24 protein-coding genes are annotated in these 26,235 nt (G+C 61.0%); 9 read left to right on the top strand and 15 right to left on the bottom strand.

The features are described from left to right. Positions 1-168: 168 nt before the first annotated feature. Genes C4334_RS04065 through C4334_RS04075 form a run of 3 tightly spaced genes read right to left on the bottom strand, consistent with a single transcriptional unit; the run spans position 169 to position 2,746 of the window. Complete coding sequence (locus C4334_RS04065) at positions 169-927, bottom strand: LOG family protein (RefSeq protein ID WP_352430809.1); 759 nt, start codon at positions 925-927, stop codon at positions 169-171. Positions 928-987: 60 nt separating this feature from the next. Beyond that, a complete protein-coding gene (locus tag C4334_RS04070) occupies positions 988-1,749 on the bottom strand; it encodes an enoyl-ACP reductase FabI (protein WP_352430810.1) in 762 nt (253 codons plus the stop codon). A 25-nt stretch (positions 1,750-1,774) separates the two neighbouring features. Next, positions 1,775-2,746, bottom strand: a complete 972-nt coding sequence (locus C4334_RS04075) for a M48 family metallopeptidase (protein WP_352430811.1) — start codon at positions 2,744-2,746, stop codon at positions 1,775-1,777. A gap of 129 nt (positions 2,747-2,875) precedes the next feature. Between C4334_RS04075 and C4334_RS04080 the strand changes: the two genes are divergently transcribed. Then, a complete protein-coding gene (locus C4334_RS04080) occupies positions 2,876-3,646 on the top strand; it encodes a tetratricopeptide repeat protein (RefSeq protein WP_352430812.1) in 771 nt (256 codons plus the stop codon). Positions 3,647-4,244: 598 nt separating this feature from the next. Here the strand turns inward: C4334_RS04080 and C4334_RS04085 are convergent. From C4334_RS04085 to C4334_RS04115, 7 genes are all read right to left on the bottom strand, one after another. Then, entirely contained in the window at positions 4,245-5,654 is a 1,410-nt protein-coding gene (locus tag C4334_RS04085) for a spinster family MFS transporter (protein ID WP_352430813.1), read from the bottom strand. A 79-nt stretch (positions 5,655-5,733) separates the two neighbouring features. Next, positions 5,734-6,642 carry an alkaline phosphatase family protein gene (locus tag C4334_RS04090; RefSeq protein ID WP_352430814.1) on the bottom strand — a complete coding sequence of 303 codons (909 nt, stop codon included), beginning with the start codon at positions 6,640-6,642 and terminating at the stop codon, positions 5,734-5,736. Between the two features lie 219 nt (positions 6,643-6,861). Beyond that, positions 6,862-8,292, bottom strand: coding sequence for a sigma-54-dependent transcriptional regulator (locus tag C4334_RS04095; protein ID WP_352430815.1), 1,431 nt, complete (start codon positions 8,290-8,292; stop codon positions 6,862-6,864). A gap of 156 nt (positions 8,293-8,448) precedes the next feature. Next, the gene (locus C4334_RS04100) at positions 8,449-9,309 is read right to left on the bottom strand and encodes a uroporphyrinogen-III synthase (protein WP_352430816.1); all 861 of its coding nucleotides are present in this window, start codon (positions 9,307-9,309) and stop codon (positions 8,449-8,451) included. Between the two features lie 200 nt (positions 9,310-9,509). Beyond that, the gene (hemC, locus tag C4334_RS04105) at positions 9,510-10,439 is read right to left on the bottom strand and encodes a hydroxymethylbilane synthase (RefSeq protein WP_352430817.1); all 930 of its coding nucleotides are present in this window, start codon (positions 10,437-10,439) and stop codon (positions 9,510-9,512) included. Positions 10,440-10,604: 165 nt separating this feature from the next. Next, positions 10,605-11,903: a glutamyl-tRNA reductase gene (hemA, locus tag C4334_RS04110; RefSeq protein ID WP_352430818.1), complete on the bottom strand. Its 1,299-nt coding sequence runs from the start codon at positions 11,901-11,903 to the stop codon at positions 10,605-10,607. 43 nt (positions 11,904-11,946) lie between these two features. Continuing rightward, on the bottom strand, positions 11,947-12,768 hold the full coding sequence (locus tag C4334_RS04115) for a cytochrome C assembly family protein (RefSeq protein WP_352430819.1): 822 nt from the start codon (positions 12,766-12,768) through the stop codon (positions 11,947-11,949). Positions 12,769-12,962: 194 nt separating this feature from the next. On the opposite strand from C4334_RS04115, the gene C4334_RS04120 reads away from it, so the two are divergent. Continuing rightward, positions 12,963-13,544, top strand: a complete 582-nt coding sequence (locus C4334_RS04120; protein ID WP_352430820.1) for an HD domain-containing protein — start codon at positions 12,963-12,965, stop codon at positions 13,542-13,544. A gap of 160 nt (positions 13,545-13,704) precedes the next feature. Here the strand turns inward: C4334_RS04120 and C4334_RS04125 are convergent, their stop codons facing one another. Then, on the bottom strand, positions 13,705-13,986 hold the full coding sequence (locus C4334_RS04125) for a hypothetical protein (RefSeq protein ID WP_352430821.1): 282 nt from the start codon (positions 13,984-13,986) through the stop codon (positions 13,705-13,707). A 113-nt stretch (positions 13,987-14,099) separates the two neighbouring features. Here C4334_RS04125 and C4334_RS04130 point away from each other — a divergent pair, with 113 nt between their 5' ends. Beyond that, positions 14,100-15,020 (top strand): proline dehydrogenase family protein, encoded by a 921-nt coding sequence (locus C4334_RS04130; protein WP_352430822.1) that lies wholly within the window; start codon positions 14,100-14,102, stop codon positions 15,018-15,020. A 494-nt stretch (positions 15,021-15,514) separates the two neighbouring features. After that, entirely contained in the window at positions 15,515-16,015 is a 501-nt protein-coding gene (locus C4334_RS04135; protein ID WP_352430823.1) for an NfeD family protein, read from the top strand. A gap of 19 nt (positions 16,016-16,034) precedes the next feature. Here the strand turns inward: C4334_RS04135 and C4334_RS04140 are convergent, their stop codons facing one another. From C4334_RS04140 to C4334_RS04155, 4 genes are all read right to left on the bottom strand, one after another. After that, positions 16,035-16,967 (bottom strand): protein phosphatase 2C domain-containing protein, encoded by a 933-nt coding sequence (locus C4334_RS04140; RefSeq protein WP_352430824.1) that lies wholly within the window; start codon positions 16,965-16,967, stop codon positions 16,035-16,037. 133 nt (positions 16,968-17,100) lie between these two features. After that, entirely contained in the window at positions 17,101-18,243 is a 1,143-nt protein-coding gene (locus C4334_RS04145; RefSeq protein ID WP_352430825.1) for a cystathionine gamma-synthase, read from the bottom strand. 98 nt (positions 18,244-18,341) lie between these two features. Then, positions 18,342-19,265 carry a PLP-dependent cysteine synthase family protein gene (locus tag C4334_RS04150; protein WP_352430826.1) on the bottom strand — a complete coding sequence of 308 codons (924 nt, stop codon included), beginning with the start codon at positions 19,263-19,265 and terminating at the stop codon, positions 18,342-18,344. 73 nt (positions 19,266-19,338) lie between these two features. Continuing rightward, the gene (locus tag C4334_RS04155) at positions 19,339-19,572 is read right to left on the bottom strand and encodes a hypothetical protein (protein ID WP_352430827.1); all 234 of its coding nucleotides are present in this window, start codon (positions 19,570-19,572) and stop codon (positions 19,339-19,341) included. 21 nt (positions 19,573-19,593) lie between these two features. Between C4334_RS04155 and kdsB the strand changes: the two genes are divergently transcribed. From kdsB to C4334_RS04180, 5 genes are all read left to right on the top strand, one after another. Next, on the top strand, positions 19,594-20,472 hold the full coding sequence (gene kdsB, locus C4334_RS04160; protein ID WP_352430828.1) for a 3-deoxy-manno-octulosonate cytidylyltransferase: 879 nt from the start codon (positions 19,594-19,596) through the stop codon (positions 20,470-20,472). Positions 20,473-20,509: 37 nt separating this feature from the next. Next, the gene (gene pyrG / locus C4334_RS04165; protein WP_352430829.1) at positions 20,510-22,174 is read left to right on the top strand and encodes a CTP synthase; all 1,665 of its coding nucleotides are present in this window, start codon (positions 20,510-20,512) and stop codon (positions 22,172-22,174) included. Positions 22,175-22,188: 14 nt separating this feature from the next. Beyond that, positions 22,189-23,037, top strand: coding sequence for a 3-deoxy-8-phosphooctulonate synthase (kdsA, locus tag C4334_RS04170; protein WP_502943395.1), 849 nt, complete (start codon positions 22,189-22,191; stop codon positions 23,035-23,037). Between the two features lie 95 nt (positions 23,038-23,132). Next, positions 23,133-25,403, top strand: coding sequence for a tetratricopeptide repeat protein (locus tag C4334_RS04175; protein WP_352430830.1), 2,271 nt, complete (start codon positions 23,133-23,135; stop codon positions 25,401-25,403). Positions 25,404-25,485: 82 nt separating this feature from the next. Continuing rightward, complete coding sequence (locus C4334_RS04180; protein WP_352430831.1) at positions 25,486-26,007, top strand: KdsC family phosphatase; 522 nt, start codon at positions 25,486-25,488, stop codon at positions 26,005-26,007. The last annotated feature ends 228 nt before the right edge of the window (positions 26,008-26,235 follow it).

A 26,235-nucleotide genomic window follows, 5' to 3' on the forward strand; every position in this document is an offset into this window, starting at 1 on the left:
TGGAGATACTTACTACTGCCGATGGTTGATGACGGCGCGGGCCTGTGCCACCGCCGCGTGGGGCAGCGCCTCGCATCGGTCGCGGTTCGCTCGTCGGTTGGGCTTGCGGGTAGCCTTTGCCCGCGCGGCGGTCGCCCCTGTTTTTCAGCGGCTGGCGACGGCTTGTCGTTAAGACGAAAGCGATGCGTAATCGTTGGGAAGCGTTTTATCCAACTTGCGAAGCGAGCTTTGGCTCTGTTCGACGATGGCGACCGCTTCGGCGGGCGAATCGGTGATATGCATGAGAAAAAGATCCTCCTGCGCGATGTTGTGTTCGGCCAGTACGACGCTTTCGAGCCACTGTCGAAGCCCCGCCCAGTAGCTTGACCCGAAGAGGATTACGGGGAAATTTTTGATCTTGCGCGTTTGGATCAGCGTCAAGGCTTCGAATAGTTCATCGAGCGTTCCGTATCCGCCGGGGAAGATGATGAACGCCGTGCTGTACTTGACGAACATCGTCTTGCGCACGAAGAAGTATTTGAACGTGAGCGACCGAGTTTGATAGGGATTAGGTTTCTGCTCGAACGGCAGTTCAATGTTGCAGCCGATAGAGACGCCGCCCGCTTCATACGCGCCGCGATTGGCCGCCTCCATGATGCCTGGGCCGCCGCCCGTGATCACCGTGTAACCGGCGCGGACGAGGAGCGCGGCGGTCTCTTGCGCGGCGCGGTAGTAGTCGCTATCAGCGGCAGTGCGCGCCGAGCCGAAGATCGAAACGCCGCGCGTGACGGTCGCCAGTTCGTCGAAGCCGGCGACGAATTCGCCCATGATGCGGAAGACGCGCCACGTGTCGGTGTGTGTGAACTCATCTGGCTTAGGTGTCTCGAGCAGTTGTTCGTCCTGCGTGATAGGACGTTTCGCGTTCCCCTTGTTTCTCGTTTCAGCCATGTTCGTCTCCGGCAAAAGACAATGCTCCGCCCGCCCACCTTCTCGCAAAGTGTGCCTCGTTCAAAAGCCCATGATGTTGTAGCCGCAATCGACGTGAATGACTTCGCCGGTGATCCCTGTGGCGAGCGGGCTGCAAAGGAAGAGAGCGACGTTGGCCACTTCGCGCGCCTCGACGTTGCGACGCAGCGGAGAGCGTTCGGCATGATGCTTGAGCATGACGTTGAGGTTGCCGATGCCGCGCGCGGCGAGCGTCTGGATCGGACCGGCACTGATGGCGTTGACGCGGATGTTGCGCGGACCTAATTCCGCCGCTAGGTAGCGCGTGCTCGCTTCGAGCGCCGCTTTGGCGACGCCCATCACATTGTAGTTGGGGACGACCTTTTCCGCGCCGTAGTAAGTCATCGTCACGATGCTGCCGCCGTCGGTCATCAGGGGCGCTGCCGCGCGCGCCAGTTCCGTCAGCGAATAAGCGCTGATGTCAAGCGCTGTCAGAAAAGCTTCGCGCGATGTATCGAGGTAGGCGCCTTCGAGCGCTTCGCGCGGCGCATAGGCGATGCTGTGAATGAGAAAGTCCAAGCGTCCGAACTCTTGGCGCAGGCGGGCGAACGTTTGGTCCACCTCTTCGGTCCTCGTTACATCGCACTGCAATGTGAGCGTTCCGTTGATGGTCTGCGCTAATTCTTCGACGTTCTCCCGCAAACGCTCGTTCTGATAGGTTAGAGCCAAGCGCGCACCCGCTCCGGCCAAGGCTTGTGCCGTCGCCCAAGCGATGGAACGTTTGTTGGCCACACCGAAGACGATGCCTTGTTTGCCTTGTAACATAGATCCGTTCCTCGTCGAAGGAGATTTATGCGGCGACGCTTGTGTGTGCGCCGTTCAGCACGCGTTCGTACTCGCCGCTTTCAACCCATCTCAAGATTTCGGAAACGCGCCAGATGGGGAAAGGATGGGTCAGGTTTGACGAGACCACATCGGCCCAGAAGCGGTCGAGCACGCTTTCATCGTAACTCTTTTGAAAGTCGCGCGCTTGCTGGAGAAATTCTTGATAATCTACCTTGGAAGCGAAAGTCCCGCCACACAGCTTCATCATCGTTCTTCCGATGATGTCTGGATCCTGCGTGACGAGCAATGCCGCGCGATCGCACGACAGCTCGGCGCGTCGTGCCCAAGCGAGCAATGCCGCGCGCATCGTCCCCGATAGGATAGCGGTTGCCGCTTTAGCGATCGCGACGTTGGCGAGCGCGACGTTGGCGAGCGCTTCAAGCAGGCGCGCCGCCGTCAAATAGAGCACGTGTTCGGCGTGGACGTGACCGACCTCGTGGGCGATGACGGCGAGCACCTCTTCATCCGTCAAACGTTCGATGAGCGACGAATGGAGGACGATCACAGGGCGCTCGACGCCGCCCGTAAAAGCGTTGACGATCGGGTTCTGTTGGACGAAAAGTTCCGGCATATCGACGCCCAGCGTCGTGCAGGCGACTTGAAGCTTGGCGTAAAGATCCGGGCACTGTCGCGGCGTCACATGCACGGCGCTCGCCATGAAGATGACGCGAATGGCCGATTCGCCCGTCACCGCCAAAAACTTCTTGAGGGCCGAATCTATGCCCGGAATAGCGCGCAGCGCCGCGAGCGCGCGGCTATCGGCTGGATGGACGTAAGCGTGTTTGTCGAGATCGGGAAACTTCTTGTGCGGGCGATCCGACAGCGGCAAGCGACAACGTCCGCAGCGCGCCTCGCCGGAACTTCCAGCGCGCGTGTGGTTCAACTGCCCACAGTAGCGACACCTGATGGTGCTGTTGCCATCGAAATTCAAAGCCATGTGCGATCCTTTCTTAATGCGCCGCAGCGCAACGATAGAAGTATCGTTGATTCACGGTTACCAGAGCAAGCGGTGACGAGGCGGAGAAGCGCGCGTCGCCTTTTCTTTAGCGGTCTGTTAAAATTCCTCATGAGAGCGGTGAAAGGGAAAAATCTTCTATTCGCGCTGGCCGGCTTGTGCGTCGGGTTCCTGATCGGGTTCGCGCTGGCGAACTCGCTCGGCGTCCGACCACGCCCTGTGCCTGATCAGCCTGTTGGGCCAGCGACGCGCGATGCAGGCTTGCTCTCGCGCGAAGAGATCGAGCGGGCGGTAGCGCGCGCCGATGCCGAGCCGGACAACGTCGAGTTGCAGCGGTCGCTCGGCCGCGCGCTGCACCTTTACTCTGTCGAGGCCAATTCGCCCGAAGCGCTCGCTGCGGCCATTCGCCTTCTGCGTCGCGCGCACGACATCGGCGCAGATCAGACGGATGATCTGCTCGCCCTCGCCAACGCGCTTTTCGATAGCGGTCGGTTGTACGACCGGGCGCAGCTTGCCGAAGCGCGGTCGCTTTACCAACGAGTCCTTGCGCGCAAGCCGAACGATGCGGAACTCATCGCGCGCGTCGGCTGGACCTTTTATTTCGAACGTCCGCCTAAGATCGCAGAGGCCGAGCGAGCCTTCAGAAGCGCTCTGGAAGCGGCGCCAACGCAGGAATCGGCGCTGCAGGGAATGATCGTCGCGCTCATCGCGGCAGAAGATTTCGAGCGAGCGCAAAAGTATTTGACGGAACTCGAGCGCGCCAACCGTTTGAATCCAGCGTTGCCGGATTTACGCGCCCTTTGGGAGGTGCGACGCAACCGGTCCGCTGAAAGACGTGCGACCGCGTCGCTGGATTCGGCGAACGACACGCGCACTCGATGAGTGAAATCGGATGAAATTCGTCATCGTTGCAAGTCTAATCGCGGCACTGTCGCTCTTCCTCGCTTGGAAGTTGCGTCCGTACTTTCTGTTTCTGCGCGAAGCCTGGCGCTTCGCGAGCGAGGTCAAACGGACGACCGAAACCCGACGCGCGCCGCCGTCGAGGAGCGAAAGCTTGGTTCGTTGCGCGTCTTGCGGCGTGCTGATCCCAGCCTCGCGCGCGCTCGTCTCGCGCCATCCTTCGGTCGTTTATTGTTCTGATGCTTGCATGCGGCAACGGCAGGGATGACGCGCTCGTCGAAACAACTCATGGCGCGCCGACTGAGGCGATGCGATGATCTTGTCTCGGAGTTTTTCAATAAAGGGGAATTTAGGTCGGATCGCCAAAAGGCCCTTCGGAAAGGCGACGCCGCCCTCGTTTCGAATCTTTTCGCTTGCCTCTCGGTTGTGGAAAGGTCGCGATAGCGCTTTCCGCCATGCGTGCTCTTCAGTTGAGACCCGCGCGTGGCGCGAACTGAATTGCATCTCCTGGCGAGTCGCGAAGCAAGTTCGAGATGAAATCGGCCCTCGCTGAGCGAAAGGCCGTTGGGTTACGGTTCGATCACGTCTCTCGCGCTAGGTTGCCGGTCCAGCGAGCGCCGCAGAAGAAGAAAAACGCCGAGGCAGCGAGAAGAAGCGGTGTGATCAGCAGGGCTACCGACAAGTGTTGCCGCGTCGGATCAATGCCCAGCGCCGCGCCCGCTGCGGCGAACAGCGGCAACCGCCCGTCTCTGATCGCATCGGAGATGACGCCGACGGCGGCACGTGAAATGGCATCGCCGAAAGCGTGTATGATGACGATGTTGAGCGCAACTGCTGTGGCCCTCTCCGTCGCGGCGACACTTTGCAGCAGGATGGCGTGAAACGGCGCGTTGCTGATAAAGAGCAAGATGACGGCGGTGAATGTTGCTGGCAGGTAGATTGCCGGCTCATCGGCGATGAGCGCGGCAAGCGTCGGCAAAATGGCCAGCAGCGTGCTCGCCGCGCAGACGCCGAAATAAGCATCGCGTCTTCGTCTTGCAATCCGGTCTGATACCCATCCGCCGCCGAACGTGCCGATGGCGCCGCCGAGCAACGCGATGATGCCGAGCGTGATAGCCGCTCCCGTTTCCGACATCCCCTTGTCGCGCGCCAGCAGAACGGTTGCCCACGTGGCGAACGCGCCGAGCGCTGCCGTGAGCGCCGTGTAACCTGCCGTCGAAATGAACCAATCGCGCGTGCACAGGATGCGGCGCGTCGTGACCCACCAGGGGCCGGGCTTCGTCCGGCGTTCGCTTCTGCGATCCATCGCGCCACGCGGCGGTTCGCGCAATAGCCAAACGAAGGCGGCGGTGGCGAGGCCAGGGAGACCGACGAGCATGAAGGCCGTGCGCCAGCCGAAGAAGTGGGCTAGCACGCCGCCGATGACGAACCCCAGCGCGAAACCGACGGGAATCGCCGCTTGAAAGATGCCGAGCGCCGTTGCCCTCTGTTGAGGCGGAAAATAATCGGCGATCAAACTCGGCGTAATCGTCGAGTAAGCTGATTCGCCTATGCCGACCAGCGCGCGCACCGAGCAGAGCACGAAAGCCGCCGTCGAAAGCGTGACTTCGGGACCAAGAAGCGACAACGTCCGATGCCCGTCGGTTACGAACTCGGTGGCGACGCCGGTCAACGCTGTGGCGATGCTCCAGATAACTGCGGCCACGGCCATCAGGCGCGCTCTCGGAAGACGGTCGCCGAGCAGACCGAACAACGGTGCGAAGAAGGTGAAGGAGAGCAGAAGAGAAGCTTCAATATATCCGAGTTCCGTATCGCTCAGACCGAGCTTCGGGTCGCGCAACATCAATGGGGCGACTGCTGGCAGAACCTGTCGGTCGATGTAGTTGAGGAAGTTAACCAACGTCAGGAGCGCGAGCGCATAGGTCGAATAGCGCATAGCCGTTGTGCGCGCGCGCACGCCTTCGAAGAAGACTCGTGCGACGATCTTCATTCGTCTCCTTGTGGACTTCGGAAATCGTTCACAGCGATCCGTTCGGTTTGGTCATGTTCTTTGGCGACATGCTGTGGAGCTAGCGCGCGACGAGCAGTTCCAAAACGACCGGCACGATATCGACGAGCGAACGCACGCGCTCAGCCACGAGTTCGCATCCAGCACCCCAAGCTAGTGTCGGCACGTCGTTGAGGGTGTGGTTGTGTGTGCTCAGATCCTCTATGTTGCCATGGTCGCTGGTGACGATGATCGTCGTGCGACCGAGGTCGACGGCGGCAATGGTCCGACGCACGAAGCGCGCAAGCTGCTCCAGCGTGCGCTGGGCTGTATCCATGTCCTGTGCGTGCCCGATGCGGTCCGTCAGAAAATATTCGTAGAGCGTGAAACGGTGTTGGGCGGCAAGGCGCGCCAATATCTCTGCAGCCTCCTCTGCCGAACGGATCTCAACCCCCTCTCCGCGGGCGATCAATTCAGCGTTGGTGAAATCATGAAACAGGGCGCGACCTGCGCGCAGCTCCTCCAATGTGCGAAACGGCAGACCAGCGGCTTCCACGGCAACCGTGGTCGCCGATACCCAGCGCGGACGTTCCTGAAAGAAACGGTGCGTATAAGCGTTGGCGAACGTGTTGGGGCCGATGCCTCTTTGTTGTAGGCGAACGAAGATCGAATATTCGTGCAACAGCGCGCGCAGCGGTTGATCGGGAAAGCCTTGCTTGTGTTGTCCGCGCAAAAGCGGTGCGTTGATGCCGGTGAGAATCGTCGTCTGACCGGAGGCGCTTTGGGGGCGCCCTTCGACTCCGAGCCGCGCGTCGGTGCGCGCCATGCGCCCGCCGTTCCACACTTCTTTCGTCGTTTGATCGGCAAAAACGGCGAGCGGCGCGGCCCTTTCGCCAAGCAAATAGAGCGGGTTCTGTGGAGAGCGCGCGCCGATGCCGAGCCCGTCGATGAAAATCAAGAGCACGGAGGACATCGGCGCATTGTGTAGCATCGAGAAGGCTCGCAAAGCAAGGGGGAAAGTATGAACTTTGGATGACGCGAGCGGTGTTCCTACGATGATCTTCCCGCAGATGGAATGGCTTTAAACTCGTCTTGCGCCGCGGCGGATCAATCGTTCGGCGAGGGCGCTGTTGATCGATGGGGCGGTGGTTTAGCGAGAGGCGGTCGCTTCGCTATGTTAGCGGGCGGCGCTGTCTGGAGGTCTTGTTTTTCAAGATGTCTTCAGATTACGCCGCGCTGGATCCATTTGACGCAAACGATTGCCTTCGGGAATGAGCCCGCGTTCGCGGTAGAGCCGCAGCTTGTTGTGCAAGGTCTTCAAGCTGATTTGGAGCAACTCGGCGGCGCGTTTGCGGTTCCCCTCGCACTTTTGCAAAGTGCGGAGGATCATTTGCCTTTCGACCTCTTCGAGGGGAGTGCCGATGGGCAGCGTGATCGTATCTTCGTCGCGAGGGCGCGCGCGCTGGTCCACTGGGTAAGGGGCGATGTGATGGCGTTCGATCTGCTCGCTTGAGCAGATAATCACCGCGCGTTCGATGGCGTTGCGCAGCTCGCGCACATTGCCGGGCCAATTATAAGCCTGCAACGCTTCGAGCGCCGCTTGGCTAAGAAGGCGAGCCGGGCGGTTGTGTTTAGCAGCAAGCTGCGCGATGAGATGTTGTGCGAGCAGCGGAATGTCCTCTTTGCGCTCGCGCAAGGGTGGGAGCGCGATGGTGATGACGTTCAGCCTGTAGAGCAGGTCTTCGCGGAGCGTTCCGGCGCGCACGGCTTCCAAAGGGTCCTTGTTGGTTGCTGCCAGCACGCGGACATCAACCGGGATCTCTTGCGAACCGCCGAGCCGACGCACCTTGCGCTCTTCGAGCACGCGCAGCAGTTTGACCTGTAACAGCGGTGGCATTTCGGCCACTTCGTCCAGAAGGAGCGTGCCGGAATTGGCTAGTTCGAAGCAGCCCTGACGACGCGCCACCGCGCCTGTAAAAGCGCCGCGTTCGTGACCGAACAGTTCCGATTCCATCAAGGTTTCGGGAATGGCCGAACAGTTGATGGCGATGAAGGGCGCTTCGCGCCGCGGGCTGAGCGCGTGAATGGTCCGCGCCACCATCTCTTTGCCTGTGCCTGATTCGCCCGTGATCAGAACCGAGGCGGATGAGGGTGCGACCTGTTCGATCAGCGCGTAGATCTGGCGCATCGCTTCAGAGGCGCCGACCAATTCGCCGAACGCGCCGCGATCTTGAAGTTGTCGGCGCAACGCCTCGTTCTCGCGGCGCGCTTGTCCGTATTCCACCGCCCGATCGATCACCAACCGGAGCTTGCGCATATCAACCGGCTTTTCGAAATAGTTGTAAACGTCTTCCTCTTGCAAAGCGCGCATTGCGGACTCGACTGAACCATGTTCGGTCAAGACGATAACGACGATGTCGGGGTGATGCGCGCGAATCTGTCGCAGCAAAGCAAAACCATCCAGTCGGGGGGTGGAAAGGTCCGCGATGACAACCAGAGGATGAACTTCGGCGAGGCGACGCAGCGCTGCCAAACCGTCTCTTTCAGCGACCGCTTCGTAGCCCCACGAAGCGAGATGGTCGCACAAGTCGGCGACGAAATCCAAGTCTCCGTCAGCGATCAGGATGCGTCCCTTGCTCATGATTGCTTCAAGTTTAACACAAGGCGTAAGCCGTCCGCGCCTCCTGCGGGACGGAGCCGTTTCGGTAGCGACATCCGAAAAGCTTTCGGCCAGTAACTGGGCGATTGGACGGGCGCGCCATTTGTTTCGCGGATCGCGTTATTCGAGCGAAGCTGGTTACGGTTGTCGGGCGAAATAGTCGGCAATGGCTTGAGCGAGCGCCGCGGTCGTGTACTCAGTCGGTTGAATATGCGTTTGCAAGCCGTATTCCGCTGCTGTGCGCGCCGTGATCTCGCCGATGCAAGCGATGGCGACGCCCGTCAGCAGCGGACCGAGATCGTTTGTATCGAATAATTGAGCGAAATTGGCGACGGTGGAGGAACTGGTGAAAGTCACGCAATCGACCGAGCCGCCGATGAGCAAGGCTTCAATGCGCGCTCGATCCGTCGTCTGCGGTCGCACGGTGCGGTAAGCGGGAACGACATCGACGCGCGCGCCTGCCTCTTCGAGCGCTTTCGGCAGATAATCTCGCGCCACAGCCGCGCGCGGAATGAGGAAGACGAGCCCGCGCAGGCGATCGCGTCCGCCGACGTAGGCTTCGAGCGCGGCGAAGACGCCTTCGGCAGTGAACTTTTCAGGCACGAGATCGACATGCAATCGGTGTTCGATCAAGCTTTTGGCCGTCGCTTTGCCGATCGCACAGATGCGCACTTCCTCCAGTGCGCTCGTCTCGTGTCCTAACGCTGTCAAGCGCTGGAGGAAACTTCGGACGCCGTTTGCGCTCGTGAAGATGAGCCAATCGTAACCGTAAAGGTTCTCGATCGCTTCGTCGAGTAGGTCGTAACTTTCCGGCGGCACGATTTCGATCACTGGGCAATGAATGACGCGCGCGCCGCGGCGTTCGAGTTCAGCGACGAACTCTCGCGCTTGCGTTTCGGCCCGCGTAACGAGGATGGTGCGCCCTTCCAAGGGGCGCGCACCCTCGTTCGGAGCCGCCTCGTTGACTTTACCAGTCCGAAGACCCTCGTTCCGTTTCATGTTTTGCATTGAAAACCGACGCAAACTTCGTTCGCCCGTTGCCATGTTATGGGCTTTCGCGCTCCGAGCGACCATGACGGATGACGGTCGCCGAACAAGAGCTCATCCGCTGCGATGCCGACCGACTTTCGTTTGCTGACGGCAGAAGTTTCGTCGAACCACAGCGAAACTCGCGCCCCAAAGCCCGCGTTGCCCCGCAGTTAAATCCGCAACAGTTCGCTTCCGCCTGCCCGAAGGATTAGATCAGCGAGCTGCGCGCCCACCTCTTCTGGATCGGCGTCTTCGACGTCGAGACGTTCGCGCACGATGCGTGTGCCATCCAGCGAAGCGATCAACCCTTCGATGCGCAGGCGTCTCCCATCGCACTGCGCGTGAGCGGCGATGGGCAATTGGCATCCGCCGCCGAGCGCGCGCAGAAAAGCTCTTTCGGCAGCAGTCGCGCGGCGCGTCGGCCCGTGGTCGAGCGATGCGAGCAGCGCGATGAGATCAGCGTCATCTTCGCGCGCCTCGATGGCCAAAGCGCCTTGGCCGACAGCCGGCAAGATCTCGGACGTTTCGAGCAACGCGCTGATGCGTTGCGCAAGCCCCAAACGGCGCAAGCCCGCCGCCGCTAAGATGATGGCATCATACGATCCTTGGTCCAACTTGCGCAGGCGTGTATCGACGTTGCCGCGTAACTCGCGCAAGCGCAGATCGGGCCGCACGCTCCTCAACTGCGCTGCGCGTCGCGGACTCGACGTGCCGATGACGGCGTTCCGAGCGAGCGTCTTGAGCGTGACGGCGGGAGCGTTGGCTGGGAGCACGAGCGCGTCGCGCGCTTCTTCGCGTTCCGGCGTGGCAGCGATAACGAGGCCGTGCGGGCACGTCGTCGGCAGATCCTTGAGCGAGTGGACGGCAAGGTCTATGCGCCCTCGAAGAAGCGCTTCTTCGATCTCTTTGGTGAAGACGCCGCGACCGCCGATGGCCGAAAGCGGTGCGCTGTGAACGACGTCTCCGGTGGTGCGGATCGGCACGACTTCAAACGCAAGGTGCGGGTAAAGAGCGCGAAGACGCGCGCGCACCAATTCGGCTTGCCGCAGAGCCAACGGCGAACCGCGCGAACCTAATTTGAGCTGCTCTTTTGCCGTCACCTCTTCTCGTGAAAGGTCGGTCGGGTGGTTCGCAGTGTCGTCGAAGAGCTTACGCTCTCTTCGGTCTCAAGCTTGATCGAAGGGCAGTGCGTTTGGCCGCCGACGACGGATCGGTCGCGAATTCGCCGAACGCATCGGCAATGGCGGATCGGGCCTGATCGCCGATCATTCGTCTGACTCTTTGCTCAATCCCGGTTCATCTTCCAAACCGAAGATGTCGCGCCACGCTTGCACGTTGGCGAGATCACCTGTTTCGTATGAGCGCCTCAAGCGGTGGATGATCGGATGCGAGATCTTGTTGACCGTCGCCATCAACAGCGCTTCCACTGCCCGCTCTTGCTCCGGCGTCAACTGGCCCAAACGCGAACGTCGCTTTTGGTACTCTTCGCGCGCCATCTCGATCAACTTCTGTTTGAGCGCGCCAACGGTCGGACCGAGATCCAAGTCGCGCAGCCGCTGTTGAAAACGCATCACTTCGGCATCGACGATCAACTCAGCCCGTTGCGCTTCGCGTTCGCGCTCGCGGATGTTCGATTCGATCACCGCTTCCAGATCGTCTATGTCGAAGAGGAAAACATCATCCAGTTCGCCGACTTGCGGATCGACGTTGCGTGGCACGCTGATATCGATGATGAAGATCGGTTGATTGCGCCGCAGAGTCTTAGCGTGACGCGCCATCTCCGGCGTGATGACGTAGCGTTCAGCGCCCGTCGAACAGATGATCACATCGGCTTGAGCCAGCGCTTCAGCCAACAGTTCGTAAGCGACCGCTTCGCCGCCGAACTGCGCGGCGAGTTGTCGCGCTTTCTGCGCGGTCCGATTGGCGACCAGAATGCGCGACGCCCCGGCTTTGACCAGATGGCGAAGCGCGAGTTCGGCCATCTCGCCCGCGCCGATGAGAAGCACGGCGCGATCTTCAAGCGCGCCGAAGATTTTGCGCCCGAGTTCAACCGCCGTGTAGCTGATCGAGATGGCCGCCGCGCCGATGCCCGTTTCGGTCCGCACGCGTTTGGCCGTGTGAAAGGCGTGATGAAGCAACCGGTGAAGTACGCGCCCGGCGGTGCCGACCTCGACGGCGAGCGCATAAGCGCGACGGACTTGACCGAGGATTTGCGGCTCGCCGACGACCATTGAATCGAGCGAACAGGCGACGCGAAAGACGTGTCGCACCGCTTGTTCGTCGGCATGGACGTAAAGGTGCGGGCGAAGTAGATCGAGCGGCACGCTGCGCGTTTGACTCAAGAAATCGCTGATGTGCGATGCGGTATCTGAGAGGGTCAATCGCTCGGTCGTCGCGAGCACCTCGACGCGGTTGCATGTCGAAAAGATCAACCCCTCGCGGATCGTTTCCCCATCGACCAACCGGCGCAGAGATTGGGCGCACGCCTCTTCGGAGAAAGCGAGCCGCTCGCGCATCTCCACGGGCGCAGTGCGATGGTTGAGTCCGACGAGCACGATCGACATAGAAGTACGACCTCCTCCCCCCGTTGCGCTTTGCCGAGCGGGATCACCCGAAGACGTGATACCCGCCCATCAAGCGCGCGCCGAAGAAAGTACAGAGCACGAGAGTGAATCCGGCCAAACCGATCCATGCCGCGCGGCGTCCACGCCAACCGGCAACGTATCGTTGGCTGAGCAGCAGCAAATAAAGGAGCCAGGTCAGCGCCGTCAAAACCTCTTTAGGATCGTTGCGCCATGCGCGTCCGTCGCGGGCAAAGGACCAACTCATGCCAGCGATGATTCCGAGAGTTAAGCAGGTAAAGCCAATGCTCGTCGCCACAGCGCTGATCTCATCAACGGTCGCCAGCGACGGCAAACGGTGAAAGATCATGCCGAAATGCTTCAGTTTCAATTCGCGCTCTTGAAGCAAGTACATGACGCTGGCGATGAAGACGACGAAGAAGGCGGCATAGGCCAAAAAGAGCGACGTCGTATGGATCGGAAAGAGCCAAGCCGCCTCGCCCGTCGCAAGAAGCTGTGGCATCGCGCGTCCATCGGCTTGCATAAGGCTGGCTGCAAGGACGAGCAACGCGACAAGAGGCAACATGAAGCTGCCGAGCGCGTGCGTGCGATAGCGCCGGAAGACGAAGACGTAAAAGAGCACGAGCGCCCAGCCGAGAAAGGAGAGCGTTTCGCTTCGATGAAAGAGCGGGTAGACGCGGTCGCGAAACCAATCCACGGCGAGCGCCGCGGTGTGAACGCTGAAGCCTGCGGCGAGCGACGCATGAGCGACGCGCTCAAGCGCACGCCGTCGGTTGATAAAACCCAAGACTGCGTGGATGGCGGCCACGATGTAAGCGGCCAGTGCGACCAATAGGAGCGTCTTCATGCCTTTTGCTCGGACCGACTCTTCGCTTCTATTTTAACGGAGCGAAAACGCCAGCGGCAAGCAGTTCGGTTTAGTACGATCTCTGGGGACGACAGCCATGTTGGGATGATGGAAGCGAAGGCCAGTTCGGTTTGGGCTGTTAGTCCGAGTTCTGGGCTTTCATCCCGCCCCTTCGGTTCTGTATATTCGGTCCCATGGAAGCCAAAAGATACGACCGACAAGCGGCTTGGGAGCTTTTGTGCGAGTACACCAAGAGCGAGGCGCTACGTCGTCATGCGCTGGCAGTCGAAGCGGCCATGCGTGCTTGCGCCGCTAGGTACGGCGGCCCCGAAGCCGATCCGGAAGAATGGGGGGCGCTCGGACTGCTTCACGATCTCGATTACGAGCTGCATCCGACGCCGGACCAGCATCCGTACCGCGGCGCGGAGATCTTGCGCGCACGCGGCTATTCGGAAGATTTCGTGCGCGCCGTGCTCGGCCATGCTTCCTACACGGGCGTAACGCGCGATACGCCCATGGCGCGCGCGCTTTTCGCTTGCGATGAGCTTTGTGGGTTCTTGGTCGCGTGCGCGCTGGTCCGGCCGTCGCGCAGCTTTGCCGACATGGAAGTCTCTTCGGTGCGGAAGAAGCTCAAAGACAAAGCGTTCGCGCGCAACGTCAACCGCGAGGATATTCACCAAGGCGCGGCTGAATTGGGCGTCGCCCTCGACGAGCACATCGCTTTTGTCATCAGCGCTTTGCGCCCCGTGGAGCGCGAGTTGGGGTTGGGCCGTTAAAGCGCAAGTCTCTTTCGCTGGTGTGACGGGCTGCCTGATCATCGAAGCTTGATCGAAGTTGAACGCGGATTGCTCCGAACCTGAAGAGCGGGCGAGACCAGTTGCGGCGTGCGTCCTTGCCGATTGCAGGCTGTCTCTCTTATGCTCGGTGTCGGGGCCGTCAGCGAAGCAGACGAAACGCGAACGTCAACGCGACGGCCATGAGCGTGACGAGCAAGGCGGTCAACGCCGCTTGCCACCCACGCCGACGCGCCGTGTGGCGGTAGACGAAGACTGCTGCCGAGAACATCGCCAGCAGTGGGAAAAGAAAGAGGGAAGCGTAAGCGGCCTCTTCGCCTAATGACAAGCCGTAACGCATGAGTCCAAAAGAAAGCGCGAGGCTTAAGCCGACGCCCGCAACGGTGGCGAGCGAAGATGCGACGACGATCAGCTTCCAGCGCATGGGTCGAACCGAAGAACGAGCGTTCGGCGTCCGCCGCTTTCGGTCGAGACGCGAAAAACAGCGTCAAGCATACCACAGCTTGGAGATTTTGAACCGCTCCGAAAGAGATCGCGATGGTCACGAGAAATGCACTTCTGTATTTGTCGCGCCAAGAGGGCGTCCGGGATTTCGTCACGCGTTTTCGCCCCTTCAAGAAGCTCACCGAGAGGTTCGTCGCGGGCGAGGACATGGAAGAGGCCATCGCCGTAATACGCGAGCTGAACGCGCGCGGCTGCATGGCCTCGTTCGACCACTTGAACGAATCGGTGACCGATCCGGCGGAAGCGGAAGCGGAAGTGCGCGAGTACTTGCGCATACTGGCGCGCATAGACGAGACGGGCATCCGCTCCAACGTCTCGATCAAGCTGACGCAGTTCGGTTTGAAGATCGACCCCGAACTCGCCTACCGCAACGCGCGCGCGGTGGTCGCCGAAGCGGCCCGACGCGGCAACTTCGTTCGCATCGATATGGAATCGTCCGACGTCACGCAGATCACACTCGATATCTTCAAACGTCTGCGCGCGGAGTTCGGGTTGAACGACGTTGGCATCGTCCTGCAAGCTTACCTGCGTCGGACGTACGCTGATCTTCTCGACCTGCTGAAGTTACCTGCGCGCATTCGACTCTGCAAAGGGGCGTACAACGAACCGCCCGAAGTGGCGTTTCCCGATAAACGCGAGGTGGATCGGAACTTCATCCGTTTGATGCAGATGCTCTTATCGAGCGGCGTCTATCACGGCATCGCGACGCACGACGAGAAGATCATCGCCGCAACCATCGACTATGCGCAGCGACAAGGCATCGGCAAAGAAGCGTTCGAATTCCAGATGCTCTACGGCGTCCGGCGCGACTTGCAAGAGAAGCTTGCGCGCGAAGGTTACAACGTGCGCGTCTATGTGCCTTACGGCAAACATTGGTACCCATACTTCATGCGCCGTCTGGCGGAGCGCCCAGCCAACGTCTGGTTTGTCGCGAAGAACTTGTTCAGAGGTTGATGCCTTTGGCGCGACGGCATCCGTCCCGGCGTTCTGTTCGACGGAAACGGGCCGCAGGTAGTGAAAGGATGTTCTGTCCGCATTGCAGTGCGAGCGATCAACTAGCGGACGCCCACTGCACGCGCTGTGGGTGGTGGTTGCCAAGCGCTTTCGGCTCGCCTTCGCCGCGGCAAAGGATGAAGGTCGTGCTCTCGATGAGCGCGCTGAGCGCGGCGTTTGGGCTTTTGGCGACCGTTTTGATCTACGTCGTCGTTTTGGATACGGCGCGAGCCGGATGCTCTTCGCTGCGGGCGCTATTCGCTTTTGCCTGACCGCTCGGCAAATGGCGGTGGTTGGTGGCTGCAACGGCGGTTGAAAGGTCCGAGGGAACGGGCGAAAGAGTTCGACGTCGCGCCGCATCGTGAACCGATCGGCGCGGATCAACAGCCAACGCTGAAGCTCGATTTCAAGCTAGTCGATCGTGCAACTGAAATTCGGAGCAGACGAGAAGAGCGATGAACGATCTAGCGTGGATATTGTGGACGGTGCTCGGTTTGATCCTGATCATCGCCGAGATCTTCACCCCCGGTTTCGTCCTCCTTTGGTTCGGCATCGGCGCGTTGGCGGCGGCTTTCACGAGCATCATAGGTTTCGGCTACGTCGCGCAGTTCATCACCTTTCTCTTGGTCTCGGCAGCGTTGACGGCGGCTTCGCGCACGATCTTCGCTCGCTATTTCGTCCGCGAAGGTGAGGGTTCCGGGATCAAGACCGGAGTCGATGCTCTGCCCGGCAAGGTCGGCACGGTGGTGGCCGCTAGTCACGGCGCGCTCAACGAAGGCGCCGTGAAGGTCTACGGTTCGGTCTGGACGGCTTATCCAGCGGAAGGCGAAGCGCCTTTGCAAGCTGGCGAGAGAGTGATCGTTGAGCGTGTGCAAGGAGCTTCGATCTACGTTCGCCGTCTCGATGCGCTGCCCGAATGGCGACGGGCCGAACTCACCGAAGGCAAAAGGGATTGAGCGGCCAAGCCTTGGTCACCTACGCTGAGCCGTCTCGATGATCGGTTGATGGCGCTTCCGTCGTCTCGTCCGGCGCGTCCACGATCGGCAACGTTTCAATGGCGATCTCGGTCGAATCAGCCGCGGGAAGATCGTCGCCGGTGAGATGGACGGCGACCACCGTAATGTTATCCTCGCCGCCGCGCTCGTTGGCGCAAGCGACGAGCTTTTCGCACGCCGCGCGCAAGTCGTCCCGATTTTCGAGCAGAAGATCGCGCATCTCTTCGGCCTCCAATTTATTCGACAAACCGTCGCTGCAAAGCAACAGCAGATCATCGCTGCACAGCGCGACGCGGCTCGTCACCGGCCAGATTTCGCTTTGCGCGCCGAGCGCTTGGAGGATGACGTTGCGAAAGATGTGCGTGCGCGCCTCTTCCTCCGAGATCTGTCCGGTGTCGATCAGGTTCTGGACGAGCGACTGGTCGCGCGTGAGCAACTTGATCCGTTTCTCGCGGAGCAAATAGGCGCGACTGTCGCCGATTTGGACCAGTCCGAGCTGCCCGCCGCTTTCAATCGCTGCGCCCGTGAAAGTCGCTCCCATTCCGTTGCAGCGCGGATCATCTAGGCTGCGGTGGTGGATGACGAGATTGGTGTAGATGACCGCTTCGCGCAAGCATTCGGTGAGCGATTTTTGCGCAGCACAGATGCCGGGCGCGTCGCGCAGGGGCGCGATCATCTCGCGCACCGTCTCGACGGCCATGCGGCTAGCGACATCGCCCGCCAGCGCGCCGCCCATGCCATCGGCTACGGCGACGACCAAACCGCGCGCGCCGATCTCGAAGCGGAACGGCTGTCGCTCTTCTTGCTTGGCTGTCCATGCGCGACCCGTTGCGACGTCGAGGATGAGGTAGTTGTCCTCGTTGTCACGTCGAACGCGTCCCGTATCGGTTTTAGCGCCTACCGTTGCGATCATGCGAAGACCGTTTGAAAAGCGCGATTCAAATTGCGCGTCGTCATCGCGACGTGCGTCGCCAGCTAAAGGGGCAAAGAAGCGTCGGCGCAGAGCGCGTCGTTTACGCGCGTCGCCGGTTATCCCTTACTTACGCTCAAGCGAGGCGCGACAGGGCTTGGTCGAGATCGGCGATGATGTCCTCGACATCTTCCAAGCCGACCGAGATGCGCACCAGTCCATCCGTGATGCCGAGACGTGCGCGCGCTTCCGGCGCGACCGAGGCGTGCGTCATGGTCGCCGGATGCGAGATCAACGTTTCGACTCCGCCGAGACTTTCGGCCAACGTGCACAAACGGACCGACTCGAGCACGAGGCGCGCGCGTTCGAGCGATCCGACGTCGAACGAGACCATGCCGCCGAATCCGCGCTGCTGTCTTCGAGCCAGTTCGTGTTGCGGATGCGACGCCAGCCCCGTGTAATAGACTCGCTGCACTTTCGGATGTTCGTCCAAGAAGGCGGCTACGGCGCGCCCAGCGCGATCGTGCTGCGCCATGCGGAGCGCGAGCGTTTTGGTCCCGCGCAGTACCAGCCATGAGTCGAAGGGCGAAAGGATCGCGCCGACGCTGTTTTGAATGAAGCCGAGGCGCTCGGCTCGTTCGTCATCGTTGAGAACAACGACGCCGCCCACCCCATCCGAATGCCCGTTCAAATATTTGGTCGTCGAATGGACGACGATATCAACGCCGAAGTCGAGCGGGCGTTGCAAGTAGGGTGACATGAACGTGTTATCGCACACGACGATGGCGCCCGCAGCGTGCGCGATGTCGGAGACGGCGCGCAGATCTGTGACGGCCATCACCGGATTGGTCGGCGTTTCGATAAAGATCATGCGCGTCTCATCGCGCACGGCGCGTTCGACATTGAGCGGATCGGTCGTGTCGACGAAGCTGAAAACGAGGCCGTAATTGGCCAAAACGCGCGTGAAGAGGCGAAAGGTTCCGCCATAGGTGTTGTCCGAAACGATGACGTGCGCGCCGCTGTGGACCAGCCGGAGCACGGCGTCAATCGCCGCCATGCCGGAAGCGAAAGCGAAGCCGAAGCGCCCGCCTTCGAGCGCCGCGATGTTCTTTTCAAGCGCCGCGCGCGTTGGATTCTTGGTGCGCGCGTATTCGTAACCTTTGTGTTTGCCCAGCCCTTCCTGCGCGAAGGTGGAAGTCTGATAGATGGGCACGGTCACCGCTCCCGTCGTCGGGTCCGGTTCGTTTCCTGCGTGAATGGCTGTGGTCGAAAATCCCATGATGCGAAAGCCCCGTTGATGAAAGCCTGCGAGCAGAAGCTCGGTTGTGGCTGTCAGTCGCGCCCACGAGATTCTGCTCAGCGGCGAATTTTGATCTTTTAATCGAAGATGCCTTGGCTCATGTAACGTTCAGCTCCATCGGGAAAGAGCGTCACGACGCGTTTGCCTTCGCCCAGTCGTTCGGCGATGCGTCGTGCCGCGGCGGCGGCTGCGCCGCTTGACCCGCCGCACAAGACGCCTTCGGTCGCCGCCAACATGCGCACCGTCGCAAAAGCCTCTTCGTCCGTGATCATGATGACCTCATCGACTACCTTCCAGTCAAGCACGGGCGGGATGAACTGTGATTGCCCGATGCCTTCGACCTTGTGGTCTCCGGGCTGACCGCCGCCGAAAATGGAGCCCTGCGGTTCGACCAAAACGCACAGGGCGCGCGCGTTGATCCTTTTAACGGCGCGCGCGACGCCGGTGAAAGTGCCCGCCGTGCCGGCGCCGAGCACGACAGCATCTATGCGCCCGCTCATTTGTTCGATGATCTCCTGTGCGGTGGTCCGTTCGTGGAAAGAGGGATTGGCCGGGTTGGCGAACTGTTGCGGAATGAAGCTGTTGGGAATTCGGCGTGCTAGTTCTTGCGCGCGGTCGATGGCCCCCTTCATGCCCGCTTCTTTGGAGACGTATTCGATTTCACCGCCCAAAGCTTCCATCACTTTCATCTTTTCGCGGGAATAACCTTCCGGGACGCACAGGATGACGCGATAACCGCGCGCCACGCCGATGAGCGCCAACCCGATCCCAGTGTTGCCGGCAGTCGGTTCGATGATGGTCGCGCCCGGTCGGAGCATGCCGCGCTCTTCGGCGTCCAAGATCATGCCGAGCGCGGCGCGATCCTTGACCGATCCTCCGGGGTTGAAGTACTCGAGTTTGGCGTAAATCGAAGCGAGCGGCGGTTTGGCGAAGCGTGCGAGATGTAGAAGCGGCGTTCGACCGACAAGATCGATGATCTGTTCAGTTATGCCGAGCGGCATTCATCCCCCTTCGATTCAGTTGCGCGACTTGAAGAACGCGCTTGAAGAACGCGCTGAACTCCAAGATGGCATGTTAGACGCGCGCTCCGTAGGCTGTCAAACGCGCCCGTTGAGCGACGGCCAGCGGCGAAGCGGTGCCCGACGCGCCTCCACGATTTGCCTCGCTCTTTGCTTCTTCAGTGGTTCGCCGTGTATTCGTCAGCTTCATTCGGATCAACCCAAGCTCGTCGTTGCGCGCTGTGGCTCGCCGCGCGGCGAGATCGCTTGCGACCAGATCAGTCGTTTGCGGTTTGACAGGCAACTGCACGTCGGTTTATCGTGAAATCCCGTGGATCGCACGGAGCTTTCGGTTGACCGCGAACGCTTCAAAGCGCCGCGCGCGCGCGTTTGCGCCATCATCCCTGCGCGCTATCATTCAACGCGACTTCCCGGAAAACCGTTGCTCGAAATCGCTGGTCGCCCCATGATCGCGCATGTCGCGGCGCGCGCGGCGCGCGCACGCAACGTCGGGCGCGTCATCGTGGCGACAGACGATGTGCGTGTGTGCGACGCGGTGGTCGCCGCTGGATTCGAGGCGGTCATGACGCGCGCCGATCACTGCAGCGGTAGCGACCGGATCGCCGAGGTCGCCGCTAAACTCGACGATGTCGCCTTGATCGTCAACGTGCAAGGCGACGAGCCGCTCATCTCGCCGTTGACGATCGAGCAGACGGTTGAAGCTCTGTGCGAAGACGAAGCGGCTTCAGTCGCGACGTGTTGCGAGAGGATAGCGACGGCGGACGATCTTTTCGATCCGAACGTCGTCAAGGTCGTCGTGAACGAAAGGGGGCGCGCCCTCTATTTTTCGCGCGCGCCCGTGCCGTTGCCGCGCGATAGCGTGCGACGACACGGCTCGCTGGTGGCGGCGTTGGAGGCCGAACCGCATCTGTTGACGATCTTTCGCAAACACGTGGGGCTGTACGTTTATCGGCGCGAATTTCTGCTGGAGTTTGCGCGCCGACCGCCGTCGCCGCTCGAACTTCTGGAAGCGCTCGAACAATTGCGCGCGCTCGAAATGGGCGCGCAGATCGCTGTCGTTGAGGTCGATTCATCGGCCATCGGCGTCGACACGCCGGATGATCTGGTGCGCGTGCGGGCGTTGGTCGCCGCCGACGATGCATCGCGCGCTTGTGTCGAAACCGTTCAGAGCGACGGTCCACCCACATGAGGGCGGTGCGCAAGATCGGAACGAACTGGAGGAGGAGATGCCGAAATACATTTTCGTTACGGGCGGGGTAGTTTCCAGTCTCGGCAAAGGATTAGCTGCGGCGTCGATCGGGCGTCTGCTCGAAGCGCGCGCGCTGCGCGTTGCGCTGATGAAATTCGATCCTTATATCAACGTCGATCCCGGGACGATGTCCCCATTTCAACACGGCGAGGTCTTCGTCACCGACGACGGAGCGGAAACGGATCTCGATCTCGGGCACTACGAACGGTTCACCAACGCACGACTGACGCGGTCCAACAACTGGACCACCGGTAGGATTTACCTTTCGGTGATCGAAAAGGAGCGGCGCGGCGCGTTTCTCGGTAAGACGATTCAAGTGATCCCGCACATCACCGATGAGATCAAGCGCGCCGTGCGCGCCGTCGCCGATGAGAGCGGGGCTGAGGTCGTGATCGTGGAGATCGGCGGCACGGTGGGGGATATTGAGAGCTTGCCTTTTCTCGAGGCGATTCGTCAGATGGGCCTTGAAGAGGGGCGCGAGAACACGCTCTACGTCCATTTGACGCTCGTCCCATACATTGCCGCAGCGGGCGAACTCAAGACCAAACCGACGCAACACTCGGTGCGCGATCTGCGCGAGATCGGCATTCAACCGGATGTTCTTCTTTGCCGTTCCGATCATCCGTTGCCCAAAGAACTGCGCGCCAAGATCGGTCTCTTCTGCAACGTGCGCGAAGAGGCCGTGATCGCCGCCGAGACCGTGGAGACGATCTACCAAGTGCCGCTCGTCTTTCACGAACAGGGCCTCGATGACCTCATCATTCGACGGCTCGCGCTCGATGACAAAGCGCGTCCCGAAGCGGATCTTGCACGCTGGCGCGAATTGGTTGCCACCGTGCTCGATCAGGCGGCGAACGAAGTGACCATCGGCGTCGTCGGCAAGTACGTCGAACTCGAAGATGCCTACAAATCGCTCCGCGAAGCGCTGACGCATGGCGGGGTCGCCAATCGCGTGCGCGTGCGCGTGCGTTGGATCGAGTCCGAAGCGATCACGGAAGAGAACGTCGCCGAGATGTTGCGCGACGTCGATGGCATACTCGTGCCAGGTGGATTTGGTCGGCGCGGCATCCAAGGGATGATTCGCGCCATCGGGTGGGCGCGCCGCTCGCGCACGCCCTATCTCGGCATCTGTCTCGGCATGCAGACGGCGGTGATCGAATACGCGCGCAACGTCTGCGGTTTAACTGAGGCCGACTCGACCGAGTTCAATGCGGAGACGTCCCATCCGGTGATCTTCAAGTTGCGCGAACTGGTCGGCGTCGAAGAGATGGGTGGCAACATGCGGCTCGGCGCTTGGAATTGCCGTTTGCTTCCCGACACGCTGGCGAGCGCCATCTATGGCGGGGCGAGCGCCGTGAGCGAGCGCCATCGTCATCGTTACGAATTCAATCCCGCTTACCGCGACGTGCTCGAAAAAGGCGGTCTCATCTTCAGCGGCGAATCAGAGGACGGACGTTTTGCCGAGATCGTTGAACTTCCACAGCGCGTGCACCCGTGGTTTCTCGCTTGCCAATTTCATCCCGAGTACAAGTCGAAACCGCTCGCCCCGCATCCTATCTTCGTCCGTTTCGTGCGCGCTGCGCACGAGAACCGTCTGCGCTCCGAGGCTGCCGTCGAGCAGATGGCGGCGCACGAAAGTTGAGCTGAGGGGGCGATATGATGCAAGAAGAGCCGCTATTGCCTTTCAGCGTGGGCGATGTGATCTTCGGCGATGGCCGATTGACGGTGATTGCCGGTCCGTGCGTGATCGAGTCGCGCGAGCATGCGCTCATGATGGCGCACGAACTGCAACGTCGCGCGCAGCGCGTCGGACTCGATTTCGTCTTCAAGTCATCTTTCGATAAAGCGAACCGTTCATCGCACGAGAGCTTTCGCGGCTTGGGAATGCGCGTCGGATTGGAGGTCTTGCGCGCCGTGCGCGAAGAGACGGGCGCGCCCGTGACGACCGACGTGCATGAGACCGGTCAGGTCGAAGAGGTCGCCGAAACGGTTGACATCTTACAGATCCCGGCGTTCTTGTGTCGGCAGACCGATCTGATCGTCGCTGCGGCGCGCACGGGGCGTGCCGTCAACGTCAAGAAGGGGCAGTTCCTCTCGCCCTACGATGCGCGCAACATCGTGCGCAAAGCGCGCGCCGCCGGTTGCGCGCGGCTATTGCTCACCGAACGTGGTGTGACTTTCGGTTACAATAACTTGGTCGTCGATATGCGTTCGTTCCCGATCATGCGTCGTTTCGGCGTGCCGGTCGTCTTCGATGTCACACACTCGTTACAGTTACCCGGCGGACTGGGCCATGCAACGGGCGGGCAGGCGGAGTTCATCGAACCGCTGGCACGCGCTGGCGTCGCAGCCGGCATTGATGCGATCTTTCTCGAGGTCCATGACGACCCGTTGCGCGCGCCGTCGGATGGTCCAAACATGCTGCCGCTAGAGCGCTTTGAACCGTTGCTTGAAACGCTCTGCGCCGTTCACGAAGCGGTTCGACGCAGCCCTTCGAGCGCGTGAAGGCTTTCGTCCGAAACGCTTTTCGCCGAACTGCTCATCGAAAGCACAGAGAGGCGTGTGCCTCTAGCGCGAAAGGTTTCTCCTGAACAGCCGCAATGATCGCCAGACTTTCATTCTCGGTCGCCGTGTTCGTTCTTCTCGCCGTCCGTTTGCCAGCGCAAGAAGAAGCGCGCGCAGCATGGCAGGTATCGCGCTTCGACGTGTCGGCGACGATCTCCACCGCGCCGCGCGCGCTCGATGTGCGCACGACGATCACCGCACGCAACGTCGGGCAGGGGACAGGACGGACTTTCACCGTTCGGTTGAACCCTGCGGCGCAAGTGCGAACGGCGAGCGTCAACGGGGCGAACGCAACCTTCCGTTCGCGCGAAGAGCCGCGCACGAAACTTCAACAAGTGACGATCACGCTCCCTTCGTCGGCGGCACCCAACCAAACGGTGACGGTGACGATCGAGCATCGGTTGCCTGTGGAACGGAACAGCGGGCTGGCGGCTATCTCGCCCGAGGGCGCGCAATTCCTTCCACTCTCTTTTTGGTACCCGACTCCCAATACGCCGTATTCGACGCGCGGCGCTGATGTTGCGCCCTTCCGTCTGATGGTGAGCGGAACGAGCGAACGGGTCATCTCCTCTGGGCGAGCCAACGGCAGTCTCTTTGAGCAGAATCTCAACGCGCAACCGTTCTTTCTCGCTGGACGGTGGGAGACGGTAGAGAATGCCGACGCGCGTGGCATCAGCGCTTGGTTGCTTGCTGGTCCGACGGCGGAAGAGCGTCGCGCCGCTGAACGCTTGATCAAGCTGGCGAGTTCGGCGCGCGCCTTCTTCCAATCGTTGCTCGGACCAGCGCCCGATGTGCCGCTGCGTCTGGTCGCTGTCCATCGCGGCGCTGGATTCAAGGATGGTGGCACGTTGCTGCTCGAGGCAGCGGCGTTTCGTCGTCCGAAGACCGATTCGGCAACGGCGCTCTTCATCGCGGAGATGGTCGCTGAGTTGTGGATCGGCGGCTTAGCGCCGGTGCGCGGCGATGGTTCGAGCGTCGTACGCGAAGGGTTGACGCGCCATCTGGCGACGCTCTTTCTCGAAAAGGAGTTCGGCAAGGAGACGGCTGATGCCGAACGCGAGCGCCAACGCATCGCCTATGCGCCGCTGGCCCGCCGCGATGGCCCGCTCACGCAATCGAACCCGCTCTACGACACGCACTTCATCGCCGTTCCTAACAAGGGTGCGATGATCTGGCGGCTGGTCGAACGAGCCCTCGGACGCGACGCCTTTCTCGGCATCTTGCGAACGCAACTGCAAACGGAGAACGGAATGGCGTTGGCTTCGCTTCGCGCCGCTTTCGCCGAGCGCGGCGGAGCGCCGCTCAAGGCGTTGCTCGATTACGGATTCGACCAACCGACCGACATGGATCTGCTCATCGGTCTGCCGCATCAACAAGGCGGCGCTTGGGTTGCCGCTTTGCGCAACACCGGGCCGATCGATGTTGCCGTTCCAATCGAAGCGATCACCGGCAACGGAGAGCGCGTCACCACCGAAGCGACCATCCCGGCGCGCGATTTCGGTGAGGCCCGCTTTCAAACGAGCGCCAAGATCGTGCGCGTCGAAATCGATCCCGAAAAGCTCTATCCACAAGTTGATTACAGCAACGATGTCGCGCCGCGCATGCTGACGCCCGAAGAAGCGCTGAGCGAAGCGACGCGTTTGTTCGCCCGTCAAGAGTACGCTGCGGCGGAAAAGATCGCGCGCGAAGCCCTTTTGCGCGCACCGCGCGCGCAAGAATTGCGCATCATCTTGGGGCGCGCGCTGCTAGCGCAAAACCGCTTGGACGAAGCCGAGCGCGAGTTTCGCGCCGTGTTGGATGAGAAACTGCCGACTCCGGCGACGCTTTCGTGGGCGAGCTACGGGTTAGGTGAGATCGCGGCGCGCAGAGGGCAAACGGCGGAAGCCGTGCAGCGGTTCACCGAAGCTATACAGAGCGAAGGTTTGCTCGCTGCCGTGATCGCTGCGCGTCAAGCGAGAGTCCGCCTCGAATCTTCGCAGAGCGCGCCTCCGGTGGACGAATCGGCGCGCGCCTTTTTCGCTCGGTTGGACAGTGCGATCAAGACCGGACGCAAGGCGGAGATCGAAGCCTTGATCATGCCAGGGGAACTGGCGACATTCGCCAGCGGCATCGTCGGTACACAACCTGACGTCTGGCAGACGCGGCTCGTACGAACCGAAAAGCAGAGCGGCGATCGCCTCGTCGCCGAAGCGACGATCAGCGTGCGCGCGCTCGGTCAAGAGAAGAACGTCTCGGCTGTGCTCGTGCTCGGACGAGTTGGAAACGACTGGCGGCTGGTCGAAATCCCTGTCTTTGAGGAACGTTAGTGCGCGTTATGATGTACGCTGATCCGATGGCGTCACGGTTGGGCGATCAAATGGTCGAATAGAGACGCGAACACCGTTGCCCATGTCAACCTCTTCGCATTCCAAGCGCGCAGCGCGCATCCGTCTGCTCTTGATGGATTGCGATGGTGTGCTGACTGATGGCCGAATCTACCTGCTCGATGACGGGCGCGAGATGAAATCTTTCTCCGTGCGCGACGGGCAGGGGCTGGTTCTCTGGCATCGCGCCGGGGGGCTTTCCGGCGTCCTTTCCGGGCGCGCATCGTTGGCGCTCGATGCGCGCGCGCGGGAACTCGGCATTCATTTCGTGCGTCAAAACGTTGACGACAAGATCGCGACGTTCGAATCGTTGCTTGCAGACACGGACCTGCTTGCCGAAGAGGTCGCCTTCATCGGCGATGATCTTGCCGACGTGCCGCTTTTGCAGCGCGTCGGTTTTGCCATCGCCGTTGCCGATGCGTGCATCGAAGCGCGACGTGCGGCGCATTATGTGACCAAAGCGGCCGGCGGGCACGGTGCCGTGCGCGAGTTGATCGAACTGTTGTTGCGGGCGCAAAAGAAATGGCGACCTTTGATCGCCCGTTGAAGCCAGCAGCGAGCCAAGAGCGCATCGCGCGTTTTTTCGGCGTTGGATTTCGCTTTTCTCATTCGCCGTCTCGGTCCGTGCAGCAAGACGAAAGATGTCTTGCGTTTCGTCCTTATCAGTTTCAGCAGAGCCGCCCATCGAGAGTCGAATCGGCAAATTCGCGCGATTTTGATTTAGGTGAGCAGGCTCTCGAAAAATGCCAGGTTCAAATCTGCGGCATTTGATGTA

Origin of the sequence: Pyrinomonas sp. (assembly GCF_040289685.1) — a bacterium.
Lineage (GTDB): Bacteria > Acidobacteriota > Blastocatellia > Pyrinomonadales > Pyrinomonadaceae > Pyrinomonas.

What these genes read in the sequence shown, in the direction of transcription:
- C4334_RS04095 (WP_352430815.1), bottom strand. Translation starts at nt 8,292, where the DNA reads ATGAGCAAGGGACGCATCCTGATCGCTGACGGAGACTTGGATTTCGTC.
- C4334_RS04080 (WP_352430812.1), top strand. Translation starts at nt 2,876, where the DNA reads ATGAGAGCGGTGAAAGGGAAAAATCTTCTATTCGCGCTGGCCGGCTTG.
- C4334_RS04140 (WP_352430824.1), bottom strand. Translation starts at nt 16,967, where the DNA reads ATGATCGCAACGGTAGGCGCTAAAACCGATACGGGACGCGTTCGACGT.
- C4334_RS04075 (WP_352430811.1), bottom strand. Translation starts at nt 2,746, where the DNA reads ATGGCTTTGAATTTCGATGGCAACAGCACCATCAGGTGTCGCTACTGT.
- C4334_RS04135 (WP_352430823.1), top strand. Translation starts at nt 15,515, where the DNA reads ATGAACGATCTAGCGTGGATATTGTGGACGGTGCTCGGTTTGATCCTG.
- C4334_RS04085 (WP_352430813.1), bottom strand. Translation starts at nt 5,654, where the DNA reads ATGAAGATCGTCGCACGAGTCTTCTTCGAAGGCGTGCGCGCGCGCACA.
- C4334_RS04100 (WP_352430816.1), bottom strand. Translation starts at nt 9,309, where the DNA reads ATGAAACGGAACGAGGGTCTTCGGACTGGTAAAGTCAACGAGGCGGCT.
- pyrG (WP_352430829.1), top strand. Translation starts at nt 20,510, where the DNA reads ATGCCGAAATACATTTTCGTTACGGGCGGGGTAGTTTCCAGTCTCGGC.
- C4334_RS04070 (WP_352430810.1), bottom strand. Translation starts at nt 1,749, where the DNA reads ATGTTACAAGGCAAACAAGGCATCGTCTTCGGTGTGGCCAACAAACGT.
- C4334_RS04180 (WP_352430831.1), top strand. Translation starts at nt 25,486, where the DNA reads ATGTCAACCTCTTCGCATTCCAAGCGCGCAGCGCGCATCCGTCTGCTC.
- C4334_RS04125 (WP_352430821.1), bottom strand. Translation starts at nt 13,986, where the DNA reads ATGCGCTGGAAGCTGATCGTCGTCGCATCTTCGCTCGCCACCGTTGCG.
- C4334_RS04130 (WP_352430822.1), top strand. Translation starts at nt 14,100, where the DNA reads ATGGTCACGAGAAATGCACTTCTGTATTTGTCGCGCCAAGAGGGCGTC.
- C4334_RS04175 (WP_352430830.1), top strand. Translation starts at nt 23,133, where the DNA reads ATGATCGCCAGACTTTCATTCTCGGTCGCCGTGTTCGTTCTTCTCGCC.
- C4334_RS04065 (WP_352430809.1), bottom strand. Translation starts at nt 927, where the DNA reads ATGGCTGAAACGAGAAACAAGGGGAACGCGAAACGTCCTATCACGCAG.
- C4334_RS04090 (WP_352430814.1), bottom strand. Translation starts at nt 6,642, where the DNA reads ATGCTACACAATGCGCCGATGTCCTCCGTGCTCTTGATTTTCATCGAC.
- C4334_RS04145 (WP_352430825.1), bottom strand. Translation starts at nt 18,243, where the DNA reads ATGGGATTTTCGACCACAGCCATTCACGCAGGAAACGAACCGGACCCG.
- C4334_RS04120 (WP_352430820.1), top strand. Translation starts at nt 12,963, where the DNA reads ATGGAAGCCAAAAGATACGACCGACAAGCGGCTTGGGAGCTTTTGTGC.
- C4334_RS04115 (WP_352430819.1), bottom strand. Translation starts at nt 12,768, where the DNA reads ATGAAGACGCTCCTATTGGTCGCACTGGCCGCTTACATCGTGGCCGCC.
- C4334_RS04150 (WP_352430826.1), bottom strand. Translation starts at nt 19,265, where the DNA reads ATGCCGCTCGGCATAACTGAACAGATCATCGATCTTGTCGGTCGAACG.
- kdsA (WP_502943395.1), top strand. Translation starts at nt 22,189, where the DNA reads ATGATGCAAGAAGAGCCGCTATTGCCTTTCAGCGTGGGCGATGTGATC.
- hemA (WP_352430818.1), bottom strand. Translation starts at nt 11,903, where the DNA reads ATGTCGATCGTGCTCGTCGGACTCAACCATCGCACTGCGCCCGTGGAG.